This window comes from Chryseobacterium sp. SG20098, from assembly GCF_031844745.1.
Lineage (GTDB): Bacteria > Bacteroidota > Bacteroidia > Flavobacteriales > Weeksellaceae > Chryseobacterium > Chryseobacterium cucumeris.
Genome location: NZ_CP134622.1, coordinates 4,569,717 through 4,590,196, shown reverse-complemented (window position 1 = coordinate 4,590,196; position 20,480 = coordinate 4,569,717). Strand labels below are relative to the sequence as shown.

The following is a 20,480-nucleotide window of genomic DNA, read 5'->3' as shown; positions in this document are numbered from 1 at the left end:
ATACACTAAAAAATAATATTAATTTTTTTCATCCTTTCATTTAGTTTAACTGGTAAGCTAACAAAAGAGAAGCTAAACAATCTTAAAGGAATTTTTGTTTTAAAGAAATCATATCTTCACTCACTTTACTATCCAGAATCTTGGCATAATGCTGGGTTGTCCTTATATTTTTGTGACCGAGCATTTTACTCACACTCTCTATGGAAACTCCATTTGATAAGGTAACTGTAGTGGCAAATGTATGACGGGCTATATGATAGGTTAATTCTTTGTTAATATCACACAGATCAACAATTTCTTTCAAATAGGCATTCATTTTTTGATTGCTGAGAATAGGAAGTAATCTTCCACTATTTATACAGGTTGGATGGTTCTTATATTTTTCAATGATACATTCGGCCTGAGCAAGCAATGGGATGTTAGAAGTAATTCTCGTTTTTTGTCGTTTAGTAAAAATCCATCGAGTTCCATCTAATCCAATATTGATGTTATTGGTAGTTAATTTTCGAGTATCAATATATCCCAACCCCGTATAGCAACTGAATAAAAAGATATCTCTGACCAATGATAATCTCTCATTTTTGAAGTCCTTGGTTAAAAGCCTTTTCAGCTCCTGCTCATTAAGAAATACTCTTGTTACTTCATCAAATTTTGAATCATAATATATAAAGGGATCTTTTACCAACCAATCATGTTTCAAGCAGATTCTAATGATCTTTCCAAAGTTTATAATATACTTTACTGCTGTATTATTACTACAAAGTTTTTCAGTTCGTAGAAAAAATTCAAAATCATTGAGAAAGGTATAATTAATTTTCCTAATATCAATGTCAGAAATAGCATATTTCCACTGCAAAAATTCTTTGGCATGGCTTAGGCAGGTTTTATAACGGGTTAAGGTTCCCTTAGCGTACTCCTTTCCTACTAACTTCTCCATCCTGTCGTTATGATCCTGAAATATTGGGATCAGCATTCGATTTTTTTGATCCCTGCCCAATAGCCTGTTCTTAAGAATTTCACAACTTATCGGTTTACTTTCTCTTATTAGTGTATGATATGTATCATACACTTTCTGCTCAAATGTTTTAAGATAAAAATTAAGCGATTTACATTCTTCTGAAGACCCTTTTACACTTTGAGCCGGGGAGTTCCATTTTGAGGGCAATACGTTGCGTTTTGTACTAATCTCGGAGATTTTACCATCGATGGTTAATCTCATGTAGATGGGTGCCTCTCCCTGGGTGTTGATTTTAGCTTTTTTGAGATAAAAAAGCAGGTTGAATGTCTTATTCATATATGTCGTTTTTAAAAATTTCAAATTAAAATCATTAAAAACTTCCCACAAGATGTTCAATTTCTGAACAAGCCCATGAACAGGCTTTTTATTACTTTTCAGTGACCTTTTTCAACCTTTTCAACAGGTCACTGAATAGGGCACTTTCAGATTGTGGTTTTTTAGCTTCATTTGGAACAGGCACAAAACAAAAAATACTGTAAAACATCTATTTTACAGCATTTTGTACTATTTTGATTTAATAGTTGCGATCCGGACGGGACTCGAACCCGCGACCTCCGCCGTGACAGGGCGGCATTCTAACCAGCTGAACTACCGGATCAATTTTTTTAAAAAGAAATTGATAAAACTTCTGCGATCCGGACGGGACTCGAACCCGCGACCTCCGCCGTGACAGGGCGGCATTCTAACCAGCTGAACTACCGGATCAATTTTTTAAAAAGAAATTGAGAAAACTTCTGCGATCCGGACGGGACTCGAACCCGCGACCTCCGCCGTGACAGGGCGGCATTCTAACCAGCTGAACTACCGGATCAATTTTTTTAAAGTAAATTGAGAAAACTTCTGCGATCCGGACGGGACTCGAACCCGCGACCTCCGCCGTGACAGGGCGGCATTCTAACCAGCTGAACTACCGGATCATTATTTTAAAGAACGTCGTTTCTTTTTCGTGGTTGCAAAATTACAACTTTTTTTGTTACCTGCAAATTATTTTAAAAAAAATGCCTCCCAATACTGGAAGGCGTTCATTATCAAACTTATTTTTTTTATAAGTGAGCACTTAATTTTTCAGCAATTACCTCTTTTGGAGCTACACCTACTAATTTGTCTACTACTTCTCCATTCTTAAAAATAAGAACAGTAGGAATATTTCTGATACCATACTGCATAGAAATCTCCTGGTTGTTGTCTACATCTACTTTTCCAACTACTGCTTTACCTTCAAAATCTGATGCTACTTCTTCGATGATTGGTCCTAAAGTTCTACAAGGTCCGCACCATACTGCCCAGAAGTCTACTAATACCGGTTTTTTTGATTTTAAAACCGTATCCTGAAATGAGCTGTCTGTAATTTCTAAAGCCATTTTTGTTTCTTTTATTTTAATTAATATTATTTTCTTTTAATCCTTTATTGGATATTCAAAATTACGCTTTTTAGAGCACAAGCCTATCTATGCTCAACATTAGTTTTTTCTATAGTGTAATCGCTTGAAATTTCCTTTAATGCATTGACCAATTTATCAATCTCCGCTTTGGTCGTCATATGGCTGAACGAGATACGTAATGGAGTACAGTGATCCATTTCATCCTCAGAAAGCACCATCATCATGACCATTGAAGGTTTTGAAGCTCCTGATGAGCATGCACTTCCTTGAGAGATGGCAATCCCTTTCATATCTAATTGAAGTCCTATGAGTGGATTTTTATAAGGTAATAAAGCACTTAAAACTGTATAAAGACTGTTGTCCTTTTCAGCACTTCTTCCATTGAATTTAATTCCTTCTATTTCAGCAGAAAGTCTTTCAATTGCATAATCCTTTATACTCTGCATCTGGTTGGTATATTCCTCCATATGATTCAGAGAAAGTTCTAATGCTTTTCCTAATCCTACGATACCACAAACATTTTCAGTTCCCGCCCTAAGGCTTCTTTCCTGAGGTCCTCCGGTAATAATTCCTTTTAAACCTGTTGCTTTTCTGATAAACGCAAATCCAGCTCCTTTTGGCCCATGAAATTTATGGGCACTGCAGGATGCAAAATCCACAGGAATATCAGAGAAGTCAAGGTTCATATGAGCCATTGTCTGTACCGTATCTGAGTGGAAAAGTGCATGATGTTCTTTGCACAGCTGGGCAACCTGTTTAAGGTTGATGATATTCCCAATTTCGTTGTTGGCATGCATTAAGCTTACCAATGTTTTTTTATCTGAAGCTTTTAAAAGTTCTTCCAATTTAGCAAGATCAATATCTCCTTTTTCATTCGGGCGGATATAGTTTACTTCTACTCCTTTTCTGCTTTTCATATCCAGAATACTTTCAGAAACGCATTTATGTTCCAAGGGAGAGCTTATGATTCTTTCTACTCCAAGGTGTTCTACCGAGGATTTAATGATCATATTGTTTGATTCGGTACCACAGGAAGTGAAAATGATTTCAGCAGGAGTTACATGAAGATAGTCTGCAACCTGTCGTCTTACATTTTCAATAAGGATTTTTGCTTCCTGACCAAAACTGTGTGTGGAAGACGGGTTTCCGAAATTCATTTTCATTGTGCCCACCATTGCATCTATAACTTCTTCTGCAAGCGGAGTGGTTGCGGCATTATCTAAATATACTTTATCCATTATTATTTTGAATATTTTAATTCTACAGAGGTAAATTTGTAATCTGTGGGAACAGTAAATATAAACCAAGGGCTTGAGATCACCTGAATTTCCATTCCACCGGAAGGTTCGCCAGCCGGAACTTCTACATACAGAATCTGATTTTTCACAGATATACTTTTAATCTCCTCAATTTTGTGGCTACCAGATCTGAAGGTTCCCAAATTGTATAAAACGACTTTTTTATTTTTTGGAAACTGCGGATATTTGATATAAGATTCTTTTCCTATTTCTGAGATACCAAAACTTCCACTGATAATATTGCGGAAATCCTTTTCTTCCTTAATAATTCTAAAGCCAGGAGTATCTGCCCCTCCCTGGGATTCAGAGATAATAAGTTCAGCATTTCCCTGTCCAGGAGAAGACTTCTGAGATGAAGTGCTTGCACAGCTCATGAAAATTGCTGTACATGCGATTAACAGGCTTTTCATTTTTTACAATTTTATCTCCCAAAATTAGTGAAAAAATTGGTAATGTCCCTCATTTGCCCATTTCAACATTGGCCGATCTCCTGAAGTATCACCAAATGCAATAATTTTATCGTATTTAGAATCGTTGATTTCCTCTTTAATTCTTACCAGTTTTTCTTTCCCGTTACAGTTTTTTCCGACAAAATTTCCTGTGAAAACTCCGTTCTTAAACTCTGCCCGCGTAGAAACAAGCTCCATTTTCAGTTCATCAGCGAAAGGTTTCACCCAGATATCTAATGAAGCGGTTACCAATAAACTCTGTGTATTATTCCTATCGATATTTTTTATAAAGTCTAATGCATTTTCCCTCACTATTTTAGGATAATGCTGTTCAAAAAATTGTTTAGACTTTTGCTCTATTTTATCCTGGGTCTGTCCTTTTAAAATAGAACCGATAAAGCTTTTTTTCACTTTTTCTGTTTCAGCCAGTTTCAGCTTCAGCAGGATAAAAAGAGGTACATGTCTTAAAAATTGTATACGATATTTTGTAGAATCGTAAAATTTAAGATACATAAACATAGTATCTTTATACGTAAGGGTTCCGTCAAAATCAAAACAATACAATTTTTTCATTTTTTAAAGCTTTAATTTCTTGAATATAAACTCAGGGATATTCCTGATAATCATCATAATAATACTCCAAACCGGCAAAACATATGCCACATTCCTCTGCTTTTTGAAGGCTTTGTAAATACAGGAAGCAGCCTGTTTGGGAGTGGCTGTCAGTTTCGGATTTAAAGGCAGACCTTCTGTCATCTTAGTTTCCATAAACCCTGGTTTTATAGTAAGAACGTGTACTTTTTTATCAAAAAGATAGTTTCTCAAACCACTCAGATAAGCAGTAAAAGCTGCTTTTGCACTTCCATAGATAAAATTACTCTGCCTTCCCCGGTCTCCTGCCACAGATGAAAGCCCGATAATCGTTCCTGATCTTCTGCTTTCAAACTTATGGGCAAAATAATTCATCACAGGAACCAGTTTTGAATAATTGATATCAATGATACGTTCTGTATTTCTGTTATCATACAATCCTTCCTCGGTTCCTTCCCCTAAATATCCTACGGCACAAAATAATACATTTGAATTGATATAATCAAATCTATTGTAATCAATTTCTTTTGTAAGATCCAGTTCAATGACTTCCGCCTGCTGCAGAAACTTTACATCAATGTGTCTCGCAAAACGCTCTGTAGTTTCTTTATTTGAGGTGAAAAGATAGATTTTTTCAAACTTTTCTCCTTCCTGAAGTGCTTTTTCCACAAAAGCCTGTGCCACTTCAGATGTACTTCCCAGAACTATCATTATGAATTGTTATTTATGATTCTTTTGTGCTGTAAAGACACAAATTTAGGATTTTGAATATTTTTCAGGTAACTGGTAAGTGATGATCTGCTCATGCTGTCTTTGGTAAGATAGATTCTTCCCCCGAACTCCTGAACAATCGCATCCAGCTGATCTACCAGTTTTTTCAGTTTTGAATTAACTTTAAAATCAAGAGCCAATGTATACCCTTCCACAGGGAATGAGTTGTAAGCCTGCGGATTGTTCTTTCCAAAAAGTTTTAAAACTGCCAGGAATGATCCGTTTCCGCTTTTGGCAATCGTTTCAAGGATTCTTTTCATTCCTTCTTTTCCAGTCTCTTTAGGAATGACCATCTGATACTGTATAAAACCGGACTTTCCATAAATCTTATTCCAATCTGTGATCGCATCCAAAGGATAGAAAAACGTCTCATAGTCGATAAAGTTTTTCACTTCTTTTTTAGACTGTTTTTTATAGTACAACCAGTTGAATATTTTTACGGTAAGGACATTCAGTACAAATCCCGGAAAATAAAAAGGAACTGTAGGCTGCAGTTTTTTCTTTAACCGTAAAGGCGTTTTGGAAAAACTTTGGGGAAGCTCATGCTGAAATGCATGCTCTCCTCTCATGAGAATACTTCTTCCGATATTTTTTCCTTTCTGAAGACAATCAATCCATGCAACAGTGTAGGTCCAGTTTTCACTTTCATCGAACAGCTTAAATATCTCATCAAGATTGTCTGCTTTTATACTTTCCTGACGGATGTATGCGGACTCTATATTTTTAAGTTTAAATTTTGCGGTAAGAATAATTCCTGTAAGTCCCATTCCACCGATGGTAGCCCAGAACTTCTCTGAGTTCTCTTCTCTGGAACAGGTAATAATTTCACCTTTCTCAGTCATTAGCTTAAACTCGATCACATATTCGGAAAAACATCCTTCTGCATGATGGTTTTTTCCATGAACATCGGAAGCGATAGCTCCTCCTACTGATACAAATTTTGTCCCTGGAGTAACGTATAAAAAGTATCCCTGTGGAACTGCTATTTCCAGTACATCTGAAAGCAACACTCCGGATTCACATTCTATGATCCCGTTCAAACGGTCAAAATTGATGAATTTATTTAATTTTTTAGTTGAAAATATAGATTCTCCCAACGAAGCATCGCCATAGCATCTCCCGTTTCCTCTCGCAATAACCTCGTTGTGACTGAGTACAAATTCTTTTATTCTTCCGAAACTGTCCTCAGATCTCATCTCCTTCTCCACTATTGGGAAATTTCCCCAGTTTGTAACTTTCTGTATGAAATTCGGTTTCATTTCTTAAAATAAATTTGAATTAAAAATGCCACTACCCAAAGTAATAAAGTAACCTGTATATAGCGGTCTCTGTAAACAATTTTTGTAGGAGATTCCGTTCTGTTATAAACCAGTGTCTGCTGAAGATATCTTAGCAACGCGAATACCACAAAAATCACAGTATAAAAAACTCTTTCGTGAAACCTTGCCTGAACTTCCGGAGAGAGTGTAAACATCAGATAGCAGACAATAGCCAGAGTAATAGAAATGGATAAAGCAATATCTGCAAACTGCACGTTATAGCCATCCAGTGCTTTTCTTGTTTTTCCTGAAACCTGGGCATTGATAAGCTCACCCCTTCTTTTTCCTATAGCCAGTACCAAAGCCAATACAAACGTCAGGAGAATCGCCCATTGTGATATACTGATTCCGGTGATATAACCTCCAGCCAGTACACGCAGTACAAACCCTATGGCAATAATAAAGATATCAATAATAGGAACATGCTTCAACCTGAAAGTATAGGCAAGATTCATCATCACATAGAATCCTACAATGGTCGCAAATTTCCAAAGATACTCGTGGAAATAGATCTGTGTAAAAAATACAAGAGCAATATCTGTAATGACCAAGCCTATAAGAATTCCTATCGCTTTTGATTTTGAAATAGCTCCACTCGCTAATGGTCTTCTTCTTTTTTCCGGGTGCTTTCTGTCTGCTTCAATATCATTGTAATCATTCAGGATGTAGACAACACTTGCTGCAAGTGAAAATATAACAAATGCAAAAATGCTTTTGAGAAGCAGATCTATATTGGTAATATTACCTGAAAAGAACAGAGGGACAAATACAAAAAGGTTTTTCACCCATTGCTCCACACGGAGCAGTTTTAAATATTTCTTCATTTATGTTATTTCAAATACAAAAATAATAAATTCAAAATTTCTAGCATAAAAATACAAAAAAAACCGCCGGGGCGGTCTTTTACGAAAATATTTATATATTAAATTAACTATTGCCCTTGCTTGGCATCGTTAATCATTTTTTCATTGGCAGTAATAGCAAACTCCACTCTTCTGTTTTTAGCTCTTCCTTCATCGGTATCATTACTTGCTACAGGCATTGCTTCACCTTCACCTTTTGTAAACATTCTGCTTGATGCAATTCCTTTTCCGGATAAATATGCTTTCACAGCGTCTGCTCTTCTTTGAGAAAGTTTAAGGTTATAATCATCAGAACCTTTGCTGTCTGTGTGACCATAGATATTGATATTGGTATCTGGGTTATTAGCCAATACTTCTGCTAATTTATCAAGGTTTGTCTGTGCTACAGAAGTAAGGTTTGAAGAATCAAATGCAAAGTTAACAATACTTTCATTCATGGTTACTTTAATACCATCTCCTACCCTTTCTACCTGAGCTCCTGGTAAAGTTTCTTTAATATCTTTAGCCTGCTTATCCATTTTGTTACCGATAACGTTACCTGCAACACCACCGATAATACCTCCTAATACAGCTCCGATAGCTCCATTTCCACCTTTACCTACATTGTTACCAAGGATACCTCCAAGTACTGCTCCTGAAGCAACACCTACTGCTGTACCTCTTTGTTGATGATTTGAATTCTGAACCGCTTCACAGCTTGTCAATAATAATGCTGATGACAAGAAAAGGGCTCCTACGTATGTTTTTGTAAATTTCATTTTTTTTTGATCTTTTATGTTGATAAATTATTTCATTCCTGTTCTCTGGAAGTTGTAAACTACTTTTACATTACCTCCTTCAAAAGGAACATCCTGCTCCAGTGAAAACTGATCTGTACTCTGATTGATCATGGTAAGGCTGTAACCAGCTGTATTCTGTTTTGCTTTTGTACCTGAAGCAATTTTTTTAAACATAAACGTATTACCGCCTTTTACTTCAAATTTGATAGGCTGTGTAATTGCCGGGCAATCTCCACCACCGTTTAAAGTATACGCTCCTGTCCAGTTATTAGGAATCAATCTCCAGTGACTTCCTACGAAGCACTGTGCGTCTGCACCTTCGTCAAAAGGTTTAATTTTATAACCTTTATCATAATCTATGCTCACAATCTGCCAGTCTCCTTTCATTTTAAGGAAGTCGGCTCTTTGATTTTGAGATGTAGCTGCTTTGTTAACAGAGGAACACGAAACTGCAAAAAGTGATGTTCCCAACATCCCTGCAAGTAGTAACTTTTTCATTTTGTTGTTTATTATTTTGTTACTATAAAGTTACAAAAAACCGTGCCAAAATTTAAAATAAAAAATAAAAAGTCCGAAAAAATTCGGACTCTTTATGGTTTCTCCTTAAACAGAGGGAGATAAATTATTTTTTAACAGCCTTTTTTACGGATTTCGAAGGCTTGGCAGTGCCTGAAGGTTTCCCTTTGTAGAAATTCGTATATGCATATTCTGCTGCTTTTTTAAGGTCGATAACTCCACCAGCCTGAGATTGGTCTCCAAACCCATCTGCTGTACTTGGATTGCTGCTTTTCACAAGGGCTTCGATAATCTGGTAAGGTTTCAGATCAGGCATATAAGCCAGTAAAACAGCTGCTCCTCCTGCAACGACAGGCGATGCCATAGAAGTCCCCTGAAGGTATTTATATTCGTTTTTAGGAACGGTAGAATAGATTTCTTCTCCCGGGGCAAAAACGTTTACCATCTTTTTATTGTAATTAGAAAAATCCGCTCTCAGGGCATTGTTTTTATTAGTACTTGCCCCCACTACAAGAACGTTGCTTACAAACGGTTTTTCGTCTGTAACATTTTTAAAGTTGGTAGGATATGCCAGATGTTCTGCTACATCTTCATTTTCGTTACCTGCAGCCTTTACTAAAAGAACTCCTTTATCTTCAGCATATTTAAAAGCGTCCCAAACTACATTTTTACCAGGAGAAACAGGTTTTCCAAAGCTCATATTTAATACTTTCGCACCGTTATCTACTGCATATCTGATAGCATTCGCAACGTCTTTATCTCTTTCATCACCATTAGGAACTGTTCTTACAGACATGATCTTCGCTACTTTGGAAGCGACTCCGTACTGAACTTCTTTTCCTTGTGGAAGCCCTGCAATAATACCTGCTACATGGGTTCCATGTTCTGCATCCGGTCCTTCATAATGATTATTTCCGTAGATTTTTTCAGAATAGTCATCATAGTTGTCCCCTACAATTTCTTTTCTCGGATCGTATGAAAGGTCATATTGTTTTGCCGCAGGAGCAAAATGATCGATAGCTTCTTTCATTTCGTCCTTCATCTTTTTTTCAAATTCAGCTGCTGATTTTCCTTTGAATTCCGGGCTTTGTGAAATCTGGCCTAAAAAATCCAGGGCAATCGCGTCTCTCTGATCCGTTGGAGCTTTGATTGCAGCAATAGTTTCAGCGGTTACAGGCTTACCTCCTAACAGCTTTACCATATTAGGAATCAGCTCGTTCAACATTGAATAGGTCTGGAAGTTTTGTTTTGCCTCAACACTTTTTTTATTGAACATATCTTTGGCTTTCATGTACATCTCAAACTCATCCTTCATTTTAGCCTGGTTGGCTTTATTTTTTGTGGAATCATCTCCTTCGAAAATAGGCTTATATTTGGCAACAACTCTTGTTACTTCCATATTATCGATATCAATATCACCGTTTTTACCTCCTATGAAATTCCATCCGTGTACATCATCAATATATCCGTTTCCATCATCATCTTTACCATTTCCGGGAACTTCATTAGGGTTTGACCATAGGTTCTTTACCAATCCGGGGTGATCTACCTGTACTCCGCTGTCTAACACTCCCACCACTACGGTTTTCGGCTTCAGCCCTTTAGATTCCAAGTATTTATAAGCATTTGCTGTATTTACTCCATATACTTTCGAAGTTGCAAAATCTTTATGATACCATGTCATCAGATCTTTATCTTCGTTGGGATCAATACTTTTAGCTTTAGATTCCTGTGCAAAAGAGAAACTAAAACCTGCTAAAAAAACTGCAGCTAATAATACCTTTTTCATATGTTGATATTTAATTTTTTAAAGACATATTCCAATCGCCACCTTCATGTTTTCTATCCTGAAAATTTCATCAAAAGCGATTGTATGCTAATATGATTGTTTTATATTTTTTATATACACCAATGATTCCGGGCCTTTATTACAAATAAGGTCAAGAACCGAAAGATCTTCCAAAAATCCTAATTTATCAGAAAATGTCTGGTAATATTCTTCCATCTGAAATTCTGAAGGAAGCTTTGCCGAAAACTTTTCTCTGAAATTAATACTCTCCGGATTTTTGATATATTCTTCATTCAAAGAGTGTGCCTTTTCTGTTTTCAGTATCTGTTGGATCACTTCTATCCCTTTAAGGTTAAAATCCAGAAGGAACTTTTCTTTAAGGTCAAATATTTTTCTGAACTTATCTTCATAATACTCAAAATAAGGAGAGCTTTGATATGCGGTCTTAATGGATTTCCAATGAAGCGTTCTCCAGTCTTCGCGGTAAGAAATTTCAACATCTTTGAATTCTCTTTTCCCGTTATGATTGATGGGAATTATTAATGATAATTTTCCGTTGGCACCATAAATATTGGCTCTGTTTCTATACGTCTGCTTCGGAAAGTTTTCAAACTGTTCAAATACAATTTCATTCTCAGGATTCAAAAACACTGAGAACCATGAGATTGGGGGCATATAAAATGCCGGCAATAAAATATTTTGCATAATAATAAAATCTAGTTTTTAGGATAAAATACTCTTCCAATCGTTTCATTCTCATCAACAAAGCCTAGATAACGTGAGTCTAAGCTTCCATTTCTACTATCTCCTAAGAAAAATAATTTTCCTTTTGGAACAACTATTGGTCCAAAGTTATCGGCACTCCAATCTTTAGAATAAACTTTGTAAATATCCTCGTCTGTATTAGGGTTTATAAATCTTTCGTGAAAAAAGTTATTATTAAGCTCCTTTTCACTTAATTGAGTTATAAAATAATCATCATCAATTTGAATAATCTCATTATCTTCAACTCCTTTATAGATCAAATCGTTTGCATAACCTCTGTCAATTTTATAAGAATGTTTAACATTGAATTGATCTATCAAAGTATCATTAACATATAATTTTCCATTCTTAATCAAAATCTTATCATTTCCCACCCCTATCAATCTTTGTACATAGACTCCAGCAGGGTAATCTAAATTATTTTGATTATAAGCAATCATTTTAAATCTTTCATAAGGTAAGATATTAGTCATGAAAATAAACGACTTTCTTTTAATAGTTGGTTCATTTCCTGCCTCTGGTACAAAAGCATATTGCAAAACCCCGGAGAGTTTTGCAATAATAAAAAGAGTTACAATAAAGCTGCCTGTTAAAAGGACTCTATTAAATATTTTACTTTTAAACACTATTCTTCAGTTTTTTTCTTTCCAAATAATTTCATAAAATACTCCCATCCGAAGAATAAAATCAGGATCATCGCTGCAATCCACCAGTAAGAAGTTTTATTGGCTTCTCCTGTATTGGTAGCTTTGAACATTCTTTCCCAACGGATTTTAAATGGTGCCTGATAAGTAGAGCTGCTGTCCGAGAATGCACCCTGAAGACTCATCCATGTAAACATTGGTTTTCCAACAATATTTTCTTCCGGAACGAAACCAAAGAATCTTGCATCTAATGAAGCATCACGGTTGTCACCAATCATCATATAATAATCCTGCTGAATAGTATACTGATTCGCTTCCTTACCATTAATGAAGATCTTTCCGTTCTTTTTCTCCAAGCTGTTGTGTTCATATTCAGAAATAATCCACTGGTACATTGGCAGTGTTTCCTGATTGATCACTACTACATCTCCTTTTTTAGGAATTCTAACAGGACCATACCAATCAGGATTCCAAGCTTTATTAACTGGAAATATAGATTGTGCAGTATCTATACTTTTTGTATATGCTGTTCTATCTGAATTCAATTTATATTGGACAGCAGCCGTTCCTTTAGGCAAAATGCTTTCTTGCATATCAATTACACTTGGTAATTCTTTAATGTCTTTAGCAATTTTATTAGTTAATCCTTGGAAAGTATATCTAAAACCACTGTTTGTTTGTTCCTCATTTACAGGTAAAAAACCATAACCTTTATATAACGTAGGAATATCTAATTGTTCTTTAGTATTAACAACATATGCATGCTGTACTTCCTGATCTCCCAAAACAGTCTCCGGCTTTCCGTTAACGAAAAGTCTTCCGGCTCTCATTTCAAAAGTATCTCCTGCTGTAGCCACACATCTTTTTACGTAAGGGTCTTTTCTGTCAATAGCAGTATGTACTGAATCCTGAGGATAGTTGAAAACAACTACATCATTTTTCTGTGGTTTATTGAATTGTAAAATTCTTGTATAAGGAAGCTTCACTGCATCTACGTAAGATTTAGGATCATCTTTAGGATTTCCTTTCTGGCCTGTATCCATAATAGTTCCCTGAAGGAAAGGTATTGCTACCGGACGCATTGGAAGCCTGTAACCATAACTCCATTTGTTTACGAAAAGGAAGTCACCTACCAATAAAGTTCTTTCCATAGATCCTGTAGGAATCCCGAAAGGCTGTGTTACAAAAACGTGAATAATGGTAGCAAAGACTACGGCAAAGGTAATAGAACCAATGAATGTATCTTTCTTCTTATCATTTTTCTCTTCATCTGTAAGAAACAGATCGTTTGTATTTTCATCTTCTAACTCTACATCTTTAGAATAGTTGATGACCGCCATATAAATAAACGGCAGAATCACGGTAAGAATCTGATCTTTGAAAAGTGTTTTGCCGAACTTCTTCACTAAGTAAAGGTGGAAAACCGACATCATGATTGGTCCTACTATCGGGAGATAAGAAAGGATTGCCCACCATTTCGGATGTTTTGTTTCTTTAAGAATAATGAAATAGTTGTAGAAAGGGATAAAAGCAAATAAAGGGCTATATCCCATTTTTTTGAACAGTTTCCAAGATGAAATCCCCATCAACACGGATAGTATGATGACATATACTGTATAAGTTAAAAAATAATTCATAAATTTTTGTGCCTATTCTTATGATATAAAGATAAATGATGAGTAATAAATGATAAAAGCAGTCCGCTGTTACAATTCACTATTCATCATTTTCTGCTTATTGGTCTGCAATTTACAGAATTTGTTACAAATTAAAGCCCCAAAACGTCTTTCATTGCGAAGTTTCCTTTTTTATCTTTAATCCACTCGGCAGCGACTACCGCTCCCAGCGCAAAACCGTTTCTGTTGAAAGCGGTATGCTTGATCTCGATTTCGTCTACTTCGCTTCTATAATATACGCTGTGTGTTCCAGGAACTTCGTCTTCGCGTACCGCAAAAATTCCCAGCTGCTTGCCTTCTGTTTCTTCCAGTTTCCATGCATCGAATTTCGGGTTGTTTTGAATGATTCCTTCTGCTATGGAAATGGCTGTTCCACTTGGAGCATCTTTCTTGTGGATGTGGTGAATTTCTTCCAGCTGGCAAGAGTATTCATCTACGTTCTTCATCAGGTCCGCAAGCTTTTCGTTGAGAGCAAAGAATAAATTCACGCCTAAACTAAAGTTAGAACCATATAGGAAAGCAGTATCATTATCTATCGCTAATTTTTCAATTTCAGCTTTTTGATCAAGCCATCCTGTTGTTCCGCAGATCACCGGAATTTTATTTTCAAGACAAGCTTTGATGTTTTCAAATGCTACTTCCGGCAGTGAAAATTCAATCACAACATCCGGATTATTAAGATTCTCAGCAGTTGGGGTTTCCTTCAGACGGGCAACTACTTCATGACCTCTCTTCTGTGCGATCTCATCAATGATCTTACCCATTTTACCGTAACCGACTAATGCTATTTTCATATAATCTTTTTATTTTTTAATCTGCATCTGATCCTCAGAACTTCTGCAGGTGTATTGTCTTTTAAAATCTGTAACTTAAACTGAATCCTGTTTTTGGTGCGCTGTAGCCATACTGATCCTGAATAACCGATGGTTTAAAAACCAAATCCGGATCATGGCGGCTTTCGTAAAGGTGTGCATCTACTACAGCATCTACAATATTCAGGATATAGATCAACCCTGTAATGGCGATGGCATAATCCCTTTGTCTTTTGGCTCTGTCCTGTGCGTTACCTAAAGCTTTTTTGTCCAGCCACGGGTGACTGTCTACAAATTCATTAGGAGTTCCATTCAGTTTTGCCACGTAATACTCACGGTATTTTTTGTATTGATTGTCATTCCATACGGCAATACCAACCCCAGCACCTACGGCTCCCCAGACAATGGGAATTTTCCAGTATTTTTTGTTATAAAACTGTCCTAATCCAGGTAAAACTGCGGAATATAATCCCGCTCTGGTAGGGTTTAGCTTTATGGTTTTTGCTGTGGGACCGTTCGCTTTTTCAAGATCTTCAATAATCTTTGCTTCTGTTTTGCTTGGTTTTACCACACGAGGTTCTTCTTTCGGAAGAGTCTGCATCCGAACGGTATCTATAGGTTTTACTTGTGAGTAAGCCATTGCAGCGATACACAAGAAAAATGTGAAAAATATTTTCTTCATTTATTTAATATGGGATAAAATATATTCCAGCTCTTCTTCATTTTTGAAGTCCAGAACAATTTTACCTTTTTTACCATTTCCAGAAGATTTGATCTCTACTTTTACGTCTAAGATATCTGCTATGGTCTTCTGGGCTTTTTTATAGTTATTGGAAAGCTCGACTTTTGCTTTTTTGGCAGCAGGAGACTTCGGGTTCTTCAATGCAGCAGCAGCCTGTTCAGCCTGACGAACGTTTAATTTTTCTTTGATAATAAGATCAAATAAAACCTGCTGATCTTCTTCACTCTCAAGACTGATGATTGCTCTTCCGTGTCCTGCAGAAATCTCACCGCTTCTGATAGCATTCTGAATATCCGGATTTAATCTTAACAGTCTGATAGAATTGGTAATCGTACTTCTGTCCTTTCCTATTCTCTGGCTCAGGTTTTCCTGAGTAAGACCGATTTCTTCAAGAAGCCTGTGATAAGTCAGGGCAATTTCGATAGCATCCAGGTCTTCTCTCTGGATATTTTCAACAAGAGCCATCTCAAGAAGCTCCTGGTCATTGACTAAACGGATATAGGCAGGAATAGTTGTTAACCCTGCAATTTTAGTTGCCCTGTAACGTCTTTCCCCGGAAATGATTTCAAACTTTTCACCGTCTTTTCTAAGGGTAATCGGCTGGATTACGCCTAAGTTTTTAATGGACTGTGCAAGTTCGTTTAATGCTTTTTCATCAAAATAAGTTCTCGGCTGCGTTGGGTTCGGATAGATATCTTCAAGCGCAACTTCCACAATATTTCCCACAAACTTATCTGCTCCTTCATCAGTAGCGGAATTGATAGTTGCTTTGGATTCTGCACTTAAAATGGCGCCCAAGCCGCGTCCCATAGCTCTTTTTTTGTCCTTCATAGATATAATTGATAAATGATGTTTGAAAAGTGATGTCTAGCACTCACTTGTTGGCCATTTATTATTAATTTAATTCTTTATTAAGTTTTCATTCTTCAAAAGAACTTCTTCAGCTAACTGAATATACTGAACAGCTCCCTTACTTTCTGCATCATAATTCAGGATACTTTCTCCAAAACTTGGTGCTTCACTCAATCTTACGTTTCTACTGATAATGGTTTCAAAAACCATTTCAGGGAAATGTAAATTTACTTCTTCCACAACCTGATTAGATAATCTCAATCGGCTGTCATACATGGTTAAAAGAAGACCTTCTATTCCAAGATCTTTATTGTGAATTTTCTGAACATTTTTAACGGTATTCAACAATTTACCAAGCCCTTCTAATGCAAAATACTCACACTGGATTGGAATGATTACAGAGTCTGCTGCTGTAAGCGCATTGACGGTAATAAGACCTAAACTCGGTGCACAGTCGATGATAATATAATCATAATCATCTCTTACACTTGCCAGCGCTTTTTTCAGCATATACTCACGATCTTCCTTGTCTACCAATTCAATTTCCGCTGCTACCAGATCGATATGTGACGGAATAATATCCAGGTTCGGAGTTGCAGTTCTCTTGATACAAACTCTTGTATCTGCACTGTGCTCCAGAAGATTATAGGTAGAATACTGAACATCCTCAACACCCAGACCGGATGTTGCATTCGCCTGAGGGTCAGCATCAATGATTAATATTCTTTTTTCCAATACTCCTAATGCTGCTGCCAAATTTACAGCGGTGGTAGTTTTACCAACACCTCCTTTTTGATTAGCAATACCTATGATTTTTGCCATTATTAGAACTTTAAGTTTCAAAAATACACTTTTTTCTTTGCTCTCGGTGAGTGGGGAAAATCAAAATTGAGTTAAAATATTGTTAATAAGCAATTTAACGATAAAAAAAATTATCCACAAAAAAAATTCTTTGTGGATAACTATTTGAAATTTACTTTTCCGTATTAATTCTCAAATTTCATGGAGATAGGAAATTTGAAATAACTTCTTACGTATTCTCCTTTTTTGTTTTTGGCAGGGATCCATTTTCCTTTATTGGAAATCATTTTAATTGTTCTCATTGCCTCATTATTAAAATCGGCGTTGGTTCCGTTAGCTTTTACCCCTGAGATCGTTCCGTCCATTTCTACAATAAAGGTAACTGTCGTCTTTACAACATCTTCTGATTCAAATCCTGAACCATCGAAGCTGTTCATTACTTTATTTCTGAAGGAGTCTATTCCTCCTGCAAAACTAGCTTCTACACTAGGGTCCTTATCAATAATTGTAGGATCTGTCTTTTCCACTACCGGATCAGCCTTTACAGCGGGTGGCCCATCTCCTCCGATAACACGTGGAACAATTGGAATATAGGTTGTATTTGGTACTTCTTTGCCTTCCGATGTCTGTGTGCTTGCTACTGCATTAATTTTATCCTCAACTTGCTTTTCATTGGTAACAATCGCTTTAGGCTCTGGCAATCTGTCATCATAAGTTTTTACAGCAGGAGCCGGAGGAGTTGGTTTTACAATTTGTACCGGCTGATCTTTTGGCTTTTCTACCTCCTGAATTTCAACAACTCTCGGAAGTTCATATACCGTTCCTACAGGCTCGTCCACAGGTTTCATTGCAGAAATCACAAACGGCGTAATGGATACTGCAGCCATTAAACTTGCTCCGATAAAAAGCGCTTTGGTTAATATTCTATCTGATTCGTTTCTTAATACATAGGCACCATAGTCTTTATTGCGGTGCTCGAACAGGACCTCGTTGAACCGAAATTCCTGGTTTTGGTTATGTTGTTTCATCACTACTACTATTTAAACTGTTAAAAATTTTGATTATTAGTTTTATTGTTCTTATCGATAAGTAGTGTTTCAATATCAAAACATCTGCCAAAATTTTATCAAAACAACATAATATTAGAAAATTTTATGATAAAGTTTAAATTTTAACATTTACAAGTAAAAAGTTTATAGAAGAAAAAGGAGTTATTTCTTCTCAAGTAAATGAGGAATAAACTTAATGACCTCTTACCCACATCAAGGTTTAAAAACTTGACAAGCCTCATAAAAACAAAAAAAGAGACCATCAATGATGATCTCTTTTTATTGTATGTTCTAAGAAATATTAGAATAATTCTTTTCTGATGATGTTCTGACTTCTTTCAGGACCTACAGAAACTAAGTATACGTTGATTCCTAAGTATTTCTCAATAAACTCGATGTATTTTTGCGCAGTATCAGGAAGTTCATCATAGCTTCTTGCTTTGGTAATATCTTCGCTCCAGCCTGGTAAATCCTGGTAAATTGGCTCGTAGTTGTACAGCTTTTCTGTTGACGAAGTGAAATAATCGATGATTTTTCCGTCTTCAGTTTTGTAATGGGTTACTACTTTCAGGTTCTCAATTCCTGTAAGAACGTCAAGCTTAGTAATCACAAGGTTATTGATTCCGTTGATCATACAAGCATGCTTTAAGGAAACAAGGTCTAACCAACCTGTTCTTCTTGGTCTACCTGTAGTTGCTCCGAATTCACCACCGATCTGTCTGATTTTTTCACCCAGTTCGTTATCCAGTTCAGAAGGGAAAGGTCCGTTTCCTACTCTTGTACAGTAAGCTTTCGCCACCCCGATAAGGTTCTGAAGTGAAGTTGGCGGAACACCTGCTCCTGAACAAACACCTCCTGTAGATGGAGAAGATGAAGTTACGTATGGATAAGTACCGAAGTCAATATCAAGCATTAATGCCTGTGCTCCTTCGAATAAAACGTTTTTACCGTCTCTGATTGCTTCGTTAAGCTCTAATTCAGTATCAACAATTCTGTCCTGAAGCTGTTTTCCGATTGCTAAATATTCGTTGTAGATTTCTTCAACGTCTAACGTTGGTTTTCCGTAATATTTTTCAAAAAGAGAGTTCTTAACTTTTAAGTTTTTCTCAATTTTATCTCTTAAAATCTCAGGATTTAAAAGGTCTACCATTCTGATCCCGACTCTTGCAATTTTATCTTCATAACAAGGTCCGATTCCTTTTTTGGTAGTTCCGATCTGAGTTCCTCCGTGTTCCTCTTCACGGTAAGTATCCAAAAGGATGTGGTAAGGCATGATGACATGCGCTCTTCTGCTGATAAAGATATGATCTGTTCTCAAGCCTTTGCTCTCGATCTGACCAACTTCTTTAATGAAAGACTTAGGGTTTACCACTACTCCGTTCGCAATGATACATTTCCCTTTGCATTGAAGAACTCCTGAAGGAAGAAGGTGTAGAACGAATTTCTCATCACCCACATAAACCGTGTGACCAGCGTTGTCTCCACCCTGGAAACGTACTACATAGTCCGATTTTGCTGATAAAACATCCGTGATTTTTCCTTTGCCTTCATCTCCGTACTGAAGACCTACAACTACATAAGTTGACATATTTTACTTTTGTTTTTAGATTCGTGCAAAATTACTCTGAAAAAAAATGACGACCAAATTATAGAGGATATTTATTTTGAGTTGGGGTGAAAATCATGAGTTTGAATATTACTTCATTTCTACCTTTTTACTTTCACACCTATATAAAATGGATTATATTTACTATAAATTTATACAAATGAAAATTAAAATTCTGATTCTACTTTTAATAATCCCTCTTATTTATGTGAACGCTCAAAATAAAGTAAATGATTATCTAAATATACGTGGTCCCATTAAGCTAAATCAAAAGGAATATAATCTCGTATGGAGTTCGCATCCTAATGAAAATTATTTTAAACAGGAATATGTAAGCTCACATGATAACATCCATAAATACAACAGTATGGTATTGGTCGATTTTATAAAAGGTGATTTTAATATCAAGGATGTTGTGGATCAAAAAGTAGCTGAACTGCAGGAAATGAAAAAGACCAACCCAGTCGTCAATTACCAGATTTTTGAAAATAAGGAAGAATATATTTTAGATTTTCTTATCAGTGAAAATTCAAAGGACGGCAAGGAAATACTTATTGCAGAAAGAAATATTTATCGCTACAAAATCATTAGTAATGGAAAGAATAAAGGCGTTCTTCTTTTTGCACTGAGTGAAAGAGGGTATCCGGAAAATATTGATTCTTTTTTTAATAATTTAAAAACCAATTCTTCAAAATTAATTGAAACGGTTGGAAATTATAAACTTCCAGATATTGAAATAAAATAATATTCCAATTACT

The 20,480-nt window shown here is 36.1% G+C and carries 21 protein-coding genes and 4 tRNA genes; 1 reads left to right on the top strand and 24 read right to left on the bottom strand.

The window, feature by feature from the left end; genetic code table 11:
- Nucleotides 1-82 precede the first annotated feature (82 nt).
- The 24 genes from RHP76_RS21140 to RHP76_RS21025 all read right to left on the bottom strand — a co-directional run bounded on the left by RHP76_RS21140 (nucleotide 83) and on the right by RHP76_RS21025 (nucleotide 19,704).
- Nucleotides 83-1,294, bottom strand: coding sequence for a site-specific integrase (locus RHP76_RS21140; RefSeq protein ID WP_311228969.1), 1,212 nt, complete (start codon nucleotides 1,292-1,294; stop codon nucleotides 83-85).
- A gap of 248 nt (nucleotides 1,295-1,542) precedes the next feature.
- A tRNA-Asp gene (locus RHP76_RS21135) sits at nucleotides 1,543-1,616 on the bottom strand.
- Nucleotides 1,617-1,649: 33 nt separating this feature from the next.
- Nucleotides 1,650-1,723: transfer RNA gene (locus RHP76_RS21130), tRNA-Asp, on the bottom strand.
- A gap of 32 nt (nucleotides 1,724-1,755) precedes the next feature.
- Nucleotides 1,756-1,829: transfer RNA gene (locus RHP76_RS21125), tRNA-Asp, on the bottom strand.
- A 32-nt stretch (nucleotides 1,830-1,861) separates the two neighbouring features.
- Nucleotides 1,862-1,935: transfer RNA gene (locus RHP76_RS21120), tRNA-Asp, on the bottom strand.
- A 126-nt stretch (nucleotides 1,936-2,061) separates the two neighbouring features.
- Nucleotides 2,062-2,379: a thioredoxin gene (trxA, locus tag RHP76_RS21115; protein WP_311228968.1), complete on the bottom strand. Its 318-nt coding sequence runs from the start codon at nucleotides 2,377-2,379 to the stop codon at nucleotides 2,062-2,064.
- An 83-nt stretch (nucleotides 2,380-2,462) separates the two neighbouring features.
- On the bottom strand, nucleotides 2,463-3,638 hold the full coding sequence (locus RHP76_RS21110; RefSeq protein ID WP_311228967.1) for a cysteine desulfurase family protein: 1,176 nt from the start codon (nucleotides 3,636-3,638) through the stop codon (nucleotides 2,463-2,465).
- Between the two features lie 2 nt (nucleotides 3,639-3,640).
- Nucleotides 3,641-4,108, bottom strand: a complete 468-nt coding sequence (locus RHP76_RS21105) for a hypothetical protein (protein WP_311228966.1) — start codon at nucleotides 4,106-4,108, stop codon at nucleotides 3,641-3,643.
- Nucleotides 4,109-4,132: 24 nt separating this feature from the next.
- The gene (locus tag RHP76_RS21100; protein WP_062676406.1) at nucleotides 4,133-4,720 is read right to left on the bottom strand and encodes an HAD-IB family hydrolase; all 588 of its coding nucleotides are present in this window, start codon (nucleotides 4,718-4,720) and stop codon (nucleotides 4,133-4,135) included.
- Nucleotides 4,721-4,723: 3 nt separating this feature from the next.
- The gene (locus RHP76_RS21095; protein WP_062676407.1) at nucleotides 4,724-5,449 is read right to left on the bottom strand and encodes an SDR family NAD(P)-dependent oxidoreductase; all 726 of its coding nucleotides are present in this window, start codon (nucleotides 5,447-5,449) and stop codon (nucleotides 4,724-4,726) included.
- Nucleotides 5,449-6,768 (bottom strand): FAD-binding oxidoreductase, encoded by a 1,320-nt coding sequence (locus RHP76_RS21090; protein ID WP_288442049.1) that lies wholly within the window; start codon nucleotides 6,766-6,768, stop codon nucleotides 5,449-5,451. Before RHP76_RS21090 ends, RHP76_RS21095 begins: the two co-directional genes overlap by 1 nt.
- A complete protein-coding gene (locus RHP76_RS21085; protein ID WP_062676409.1) occupies nucleotides 6,765-7,652 on the bottom strand; it encodes a decaprenyl-phosphate phosphoribosyltransferase in 888 nt (295 codons plus the stop codon). Before RHP76_RS21085 ends, RHP76_RS21090 begins: the two co-directional genes overlap by 4 nt.
- Before the next feature lie 107 nt (nucleotides 7,653-7,759).
- Complete coding sequence (locus RHP76_RS21080) at nucleotides 7,760-8,449, bottom strand: YiaD family glycine zipper/OmpA-like lipoprotein (RefSeq protein WP_062676410.1); 690 nt, start codon at nucleotides 8,447-8,449, stop codon at nucleotides 7,760-7,762.
- A 27-nt stretch (nucleotides 8,450-8,476) separates the two neighbouring features.
- Nucleotides 8,477-8,968, bottom strand: coding sequence for a lipocalin family protein (locus tag RHP76_RS21075; protein ID WP_047433063.1), 492 nt, complete (start codon nucleotides 8,966-8,968; stop codon nucleotides 8,477-8,479).
- Between the two features lie 124 nt (nucleotides 8,969-9,092).
- Nucleotides 9,093-10,775, bottom strand: coding sequence for a S8 family serine peptidase (locus RHP76_RS21070; protein WP_062676411.1), 1,683 nt, complete (start codon nucleotides 10,773-10,775; stop codon nucleotides 9,093-9,095).
- An 87-nt stretch (nucleotides 10,776-10,862) separates the two neighbouring features.
- Nucleotides 10,863-11,480, bottom strand: a complete 618-nt coding sequence (locus RHP76_RS21065) for a WbqC family protein (protein ID WP_062676412.1) — start codon at nucleotides 11,478-11,480, stop codon at nucleotides 10,863-10,865.
- Nucleotides 11,481-11,491: 11 nt separating this feature from the next.
- Nucleotides 11,492-12,166: a signal peptidase I gene (gene lepB, locus RHP76_RS21060; RefSeq protein ID WP_183037444.1), complete on the bottom strand. Its 675-nt coding sequence runs from the start codon at nucleotides 12,164-12,166 to the stop codon at nucleotides 11,492-11,494.
- Nucleotides 12,166-13,821 carry a signal peptidase I gene (gene lepB, locus RHP76_RS21055; protein WP_311228965.1) on the bottom strand — a complete coding sequence of 552 codons (1,656 nt, stop codon included), beginning with the start codon at nucleotides 13,819-13,821 and terminating at the stop codon, nucleotides 12,166-12,168. Before lepB (RHP76_RS21055) ends, lepB (RHP76_RS21060) begins: the two co-directional genes overlap by 1 nt.
- A 131-nt stretch (nucleotides 13,822-13,952) precedes the next feature.
- Nucleotides 13,953-14,654, bottom strand: a complete 702-nt coding sequence (gene dapB / locus RHP76_RS21050) for a 4-hydroxy-tetrahydrodipicolinate reductase (protein WP_062676415.1) — start codon at nucleotides 14,652-14,654, stop codon at nucleotides 13,953-13,955.
- A 61-nt stretch (nucleotides 14,655-14,715) separates the two neighbouring features.
- Entirely contained in the window at nucleotides 14,716-15,354 is a 639-nt protein-coding gene (locus RHP76_RS21045; RefSeq protein WP_034697458.1) for a DUF5683 domain-containing protein, read from the bottom strand.
- Complete coding sequence (locus RHP76_RS21040; protein WP_034697457.1) at nucleotides 15,355-16,245, bottom strand: ParB/RepB/Spo0J family partition protein; 891 nt, start codon at nucleotides 16,243-16,245, stop codon at nucleotides 15,355-15,357.
- 69 nt (nucleotides 16,246-16,314) lie between these two features.
- Nucleotides 16,315-17,088 (bottom strand): ParA family protein, encoded by a 774-nt coding sequence (locus RHP76_RS21035; protein WP_002981269.1) that lies wholly within the window; start codon nucleotides 17,086-17,088, stop codon nucleotides 16,315-16,317.
- Between the two features lie 164 nt (nucleotides 17,089-17,252).
- Nucleotides 17,253-18,095, bottom strand: coding sequence for an energy transducer TonB (locus RHP76_RS21030; RefSeq protein ID WP_311228964.1), 843 nt, complete (start codon nucleotides 18,093-18,095; stop codon nucleotides 17,253-17,255).
- A 322-nt stretch (nucleotides 18,096-18,417) separates the two neighbouring features.
- Nucleotides 18,418-19,704, bottom strand: a complete 1,287-nt coding sequence (locus RHP76_RS21025; RefSeq protein ID WP_062676417.1) for an adenylosuccinate synthase — start codon at nucleotides 19,702-19,704, stop codon at nucleotides 18,418-18,420.
- A gap of 178 nt (nucleotides 19,705-19,882) precedes the next feature.
- Here RHP76_RS21025 and RHP76_RS21020 point away from each other — a divergent pair, with 178 nt between their 5' ends.
- Nucleotides 19,883-20,467, top strand: a complete 585-nt coding sequence (locus RHP76_RS21020; protein WP_065119740.1) for an HI_0983 family protein — start codon at nucleotides 19,883-19,885, stop codon at nucleotides 20,465-20,467.
- The last annotated feature ends 13 nt before the right edge of the window (nucleotides 20,468-20,480 follow it).

What these genes read in the sequence shown, in the direction of transcription:
- RHP76_RS21070 (WP_062676411.1), bottom strand. Translation starts at nt 10,775, where the DNA reads ATGAAAAAGGTATTATTAGCTGCAGTTTTTTTAGCAGGTTTTAGTTTC.
- RHP76_RS21140 (WP_311228969.1), bottom strand. Translation starts at nt 1,294, where the DNA reads ATGAATAAGACATTCAACCTGCTTTTTTATCTCAAAAAAGCTAAAATC.
- dapB (WP_062676415.1), bottom strand. Translation starts at nt 14,654, where the DNA reads ATGAAAATAGCATTAGTCGGTTACGGTAAAATGGGTAAGATCATTGAT.
- RHP76_RS21075 (WP_047433063.1), bottom strand. Translation starts at nt 8,968, where the DNA reads ATGAAAAAGTTACTACTTGCAGGGATGTTGGGAACATCACTTTTTGCA.
- RHP76_RS21105 (WP_311228966.1), bottom strand. Translation starts at nt 4,108, where the DNA reads ATGAAAAGCCTGTTAATCGCATGTACAGCAATTTTCATGAGCTGTGCA.
- RHP76_RS21040 (WP_034697457.1), bottom strand. Translation starts at nt 16,245, where the DNA reads ATGAAGGACAAAAAAAGAGCTATGGGACGCGGCTTGGGCGCCATTTTA.
- RHP76_RS21045 (WP_034697458.1), bottom strand. Translation starts at nt 15,354, where the DNA reads ATGAAGAAAATATTTTTCACATTTTTCTTGTGTATCGCTGCAATGGCT.
- RHP76_RS21065 (WP_062676412.1), bottom strand. Translation starts at nt 11,480, where the DNA reads ATGCAAAATATTTTATTGCCGGCATTTTATATGCCCCCAATCTCATGG.
- RHP76_RS21095 (WP_062676407.1), bottom strand. Translation starts at nt 5,449, where the DNA reads ATGATAGTTCTGGGAAGTACATCTGAAGTGGCACAGGCTTTTGTGGAA.
- RHP76_RS21020 (WP_065119740.1), top strand. Translation starts at nt 19,883, where the DNA reads ATGAAAATTAAAATTCTGATTCTACTTTTAATAATCCCTCTTATTTAT.
- RHP76_RS21030 (WP_311228964.1), bottom strand. Translation starts at nt 18,095, where the DNA reads ATGAAACAACATAACCAAAACCAGGAATTTCGGTTCAACGAGGTCCTG.
- RHP76_RS21085 (WP_062676409.1), bottom strand. Translation starts at nt 7,652, where the DNA reads ATGAAGAAATATTTAAAACTGCTCCGTGTGGAGCAATGGGTGAAAAAC.
- RHP76_RS21080 (WP_062676410.1), bottom strand. Translation starts at nt 8,449, where the DNA reads ATGAAATTTACAAAAACATACGTAGGAGCCCTTTTCTTGTCATCAGCA.
- lepB (WP_311228965.1), bottom strand. Translation starts at nt 13,821, where the DNA reads ATGAATTATTTTTTAACTTATACAGTATATGTCATCATACTATCCGTG.
- trxA (WP_311228968.1), bottom strand. Translation starts at nt 2,379, where the DNA reads ATGGCTTTAGAAATTACAGACAGCTCATTTCAGGATACGGTTTTAAAA.
- RHP76_RS21110 (WP_311228967.1), bottom strand. Translation starts at nt 3,638, where the DNA reads ATGGATAAAGTATATTTAGATAATGCCGCAACCACTCCGCTTGCAGAA.
- RHP76_RS21090 (WP_288442049.1), bottom strand. Translation starts at nt 6,768, where the DNA reads ATGAAACCGAATTTCATACAGAAAGTTACAAACTGGGGAAATTTCCCA.
- RHP76_RS21100 (WP_062676406.1), bottom strand. Translation starts at nt 4,720, where the DNA reads ATGAAAAAATTGTATTGTTTTGATTTTGACGGAACCCTTACGTATAAA.
- RHP76_RS21035 (WP_002981269.1), bottom strand. Translation starts at nt 17,088, where the DNA reads ATGGCAAAAATCATAGGTATTGCTAATCAAAAAGGAGGTGTTGGTAAA.
- RHP76_RS21025 (WP_062676417.1), bottom strand. Translation starts at nt 19,704, where the DNA reads ATGTCAACTTATGTAGTTGTAGGTCTTCAGTACGGAGATGAAGGCAAA.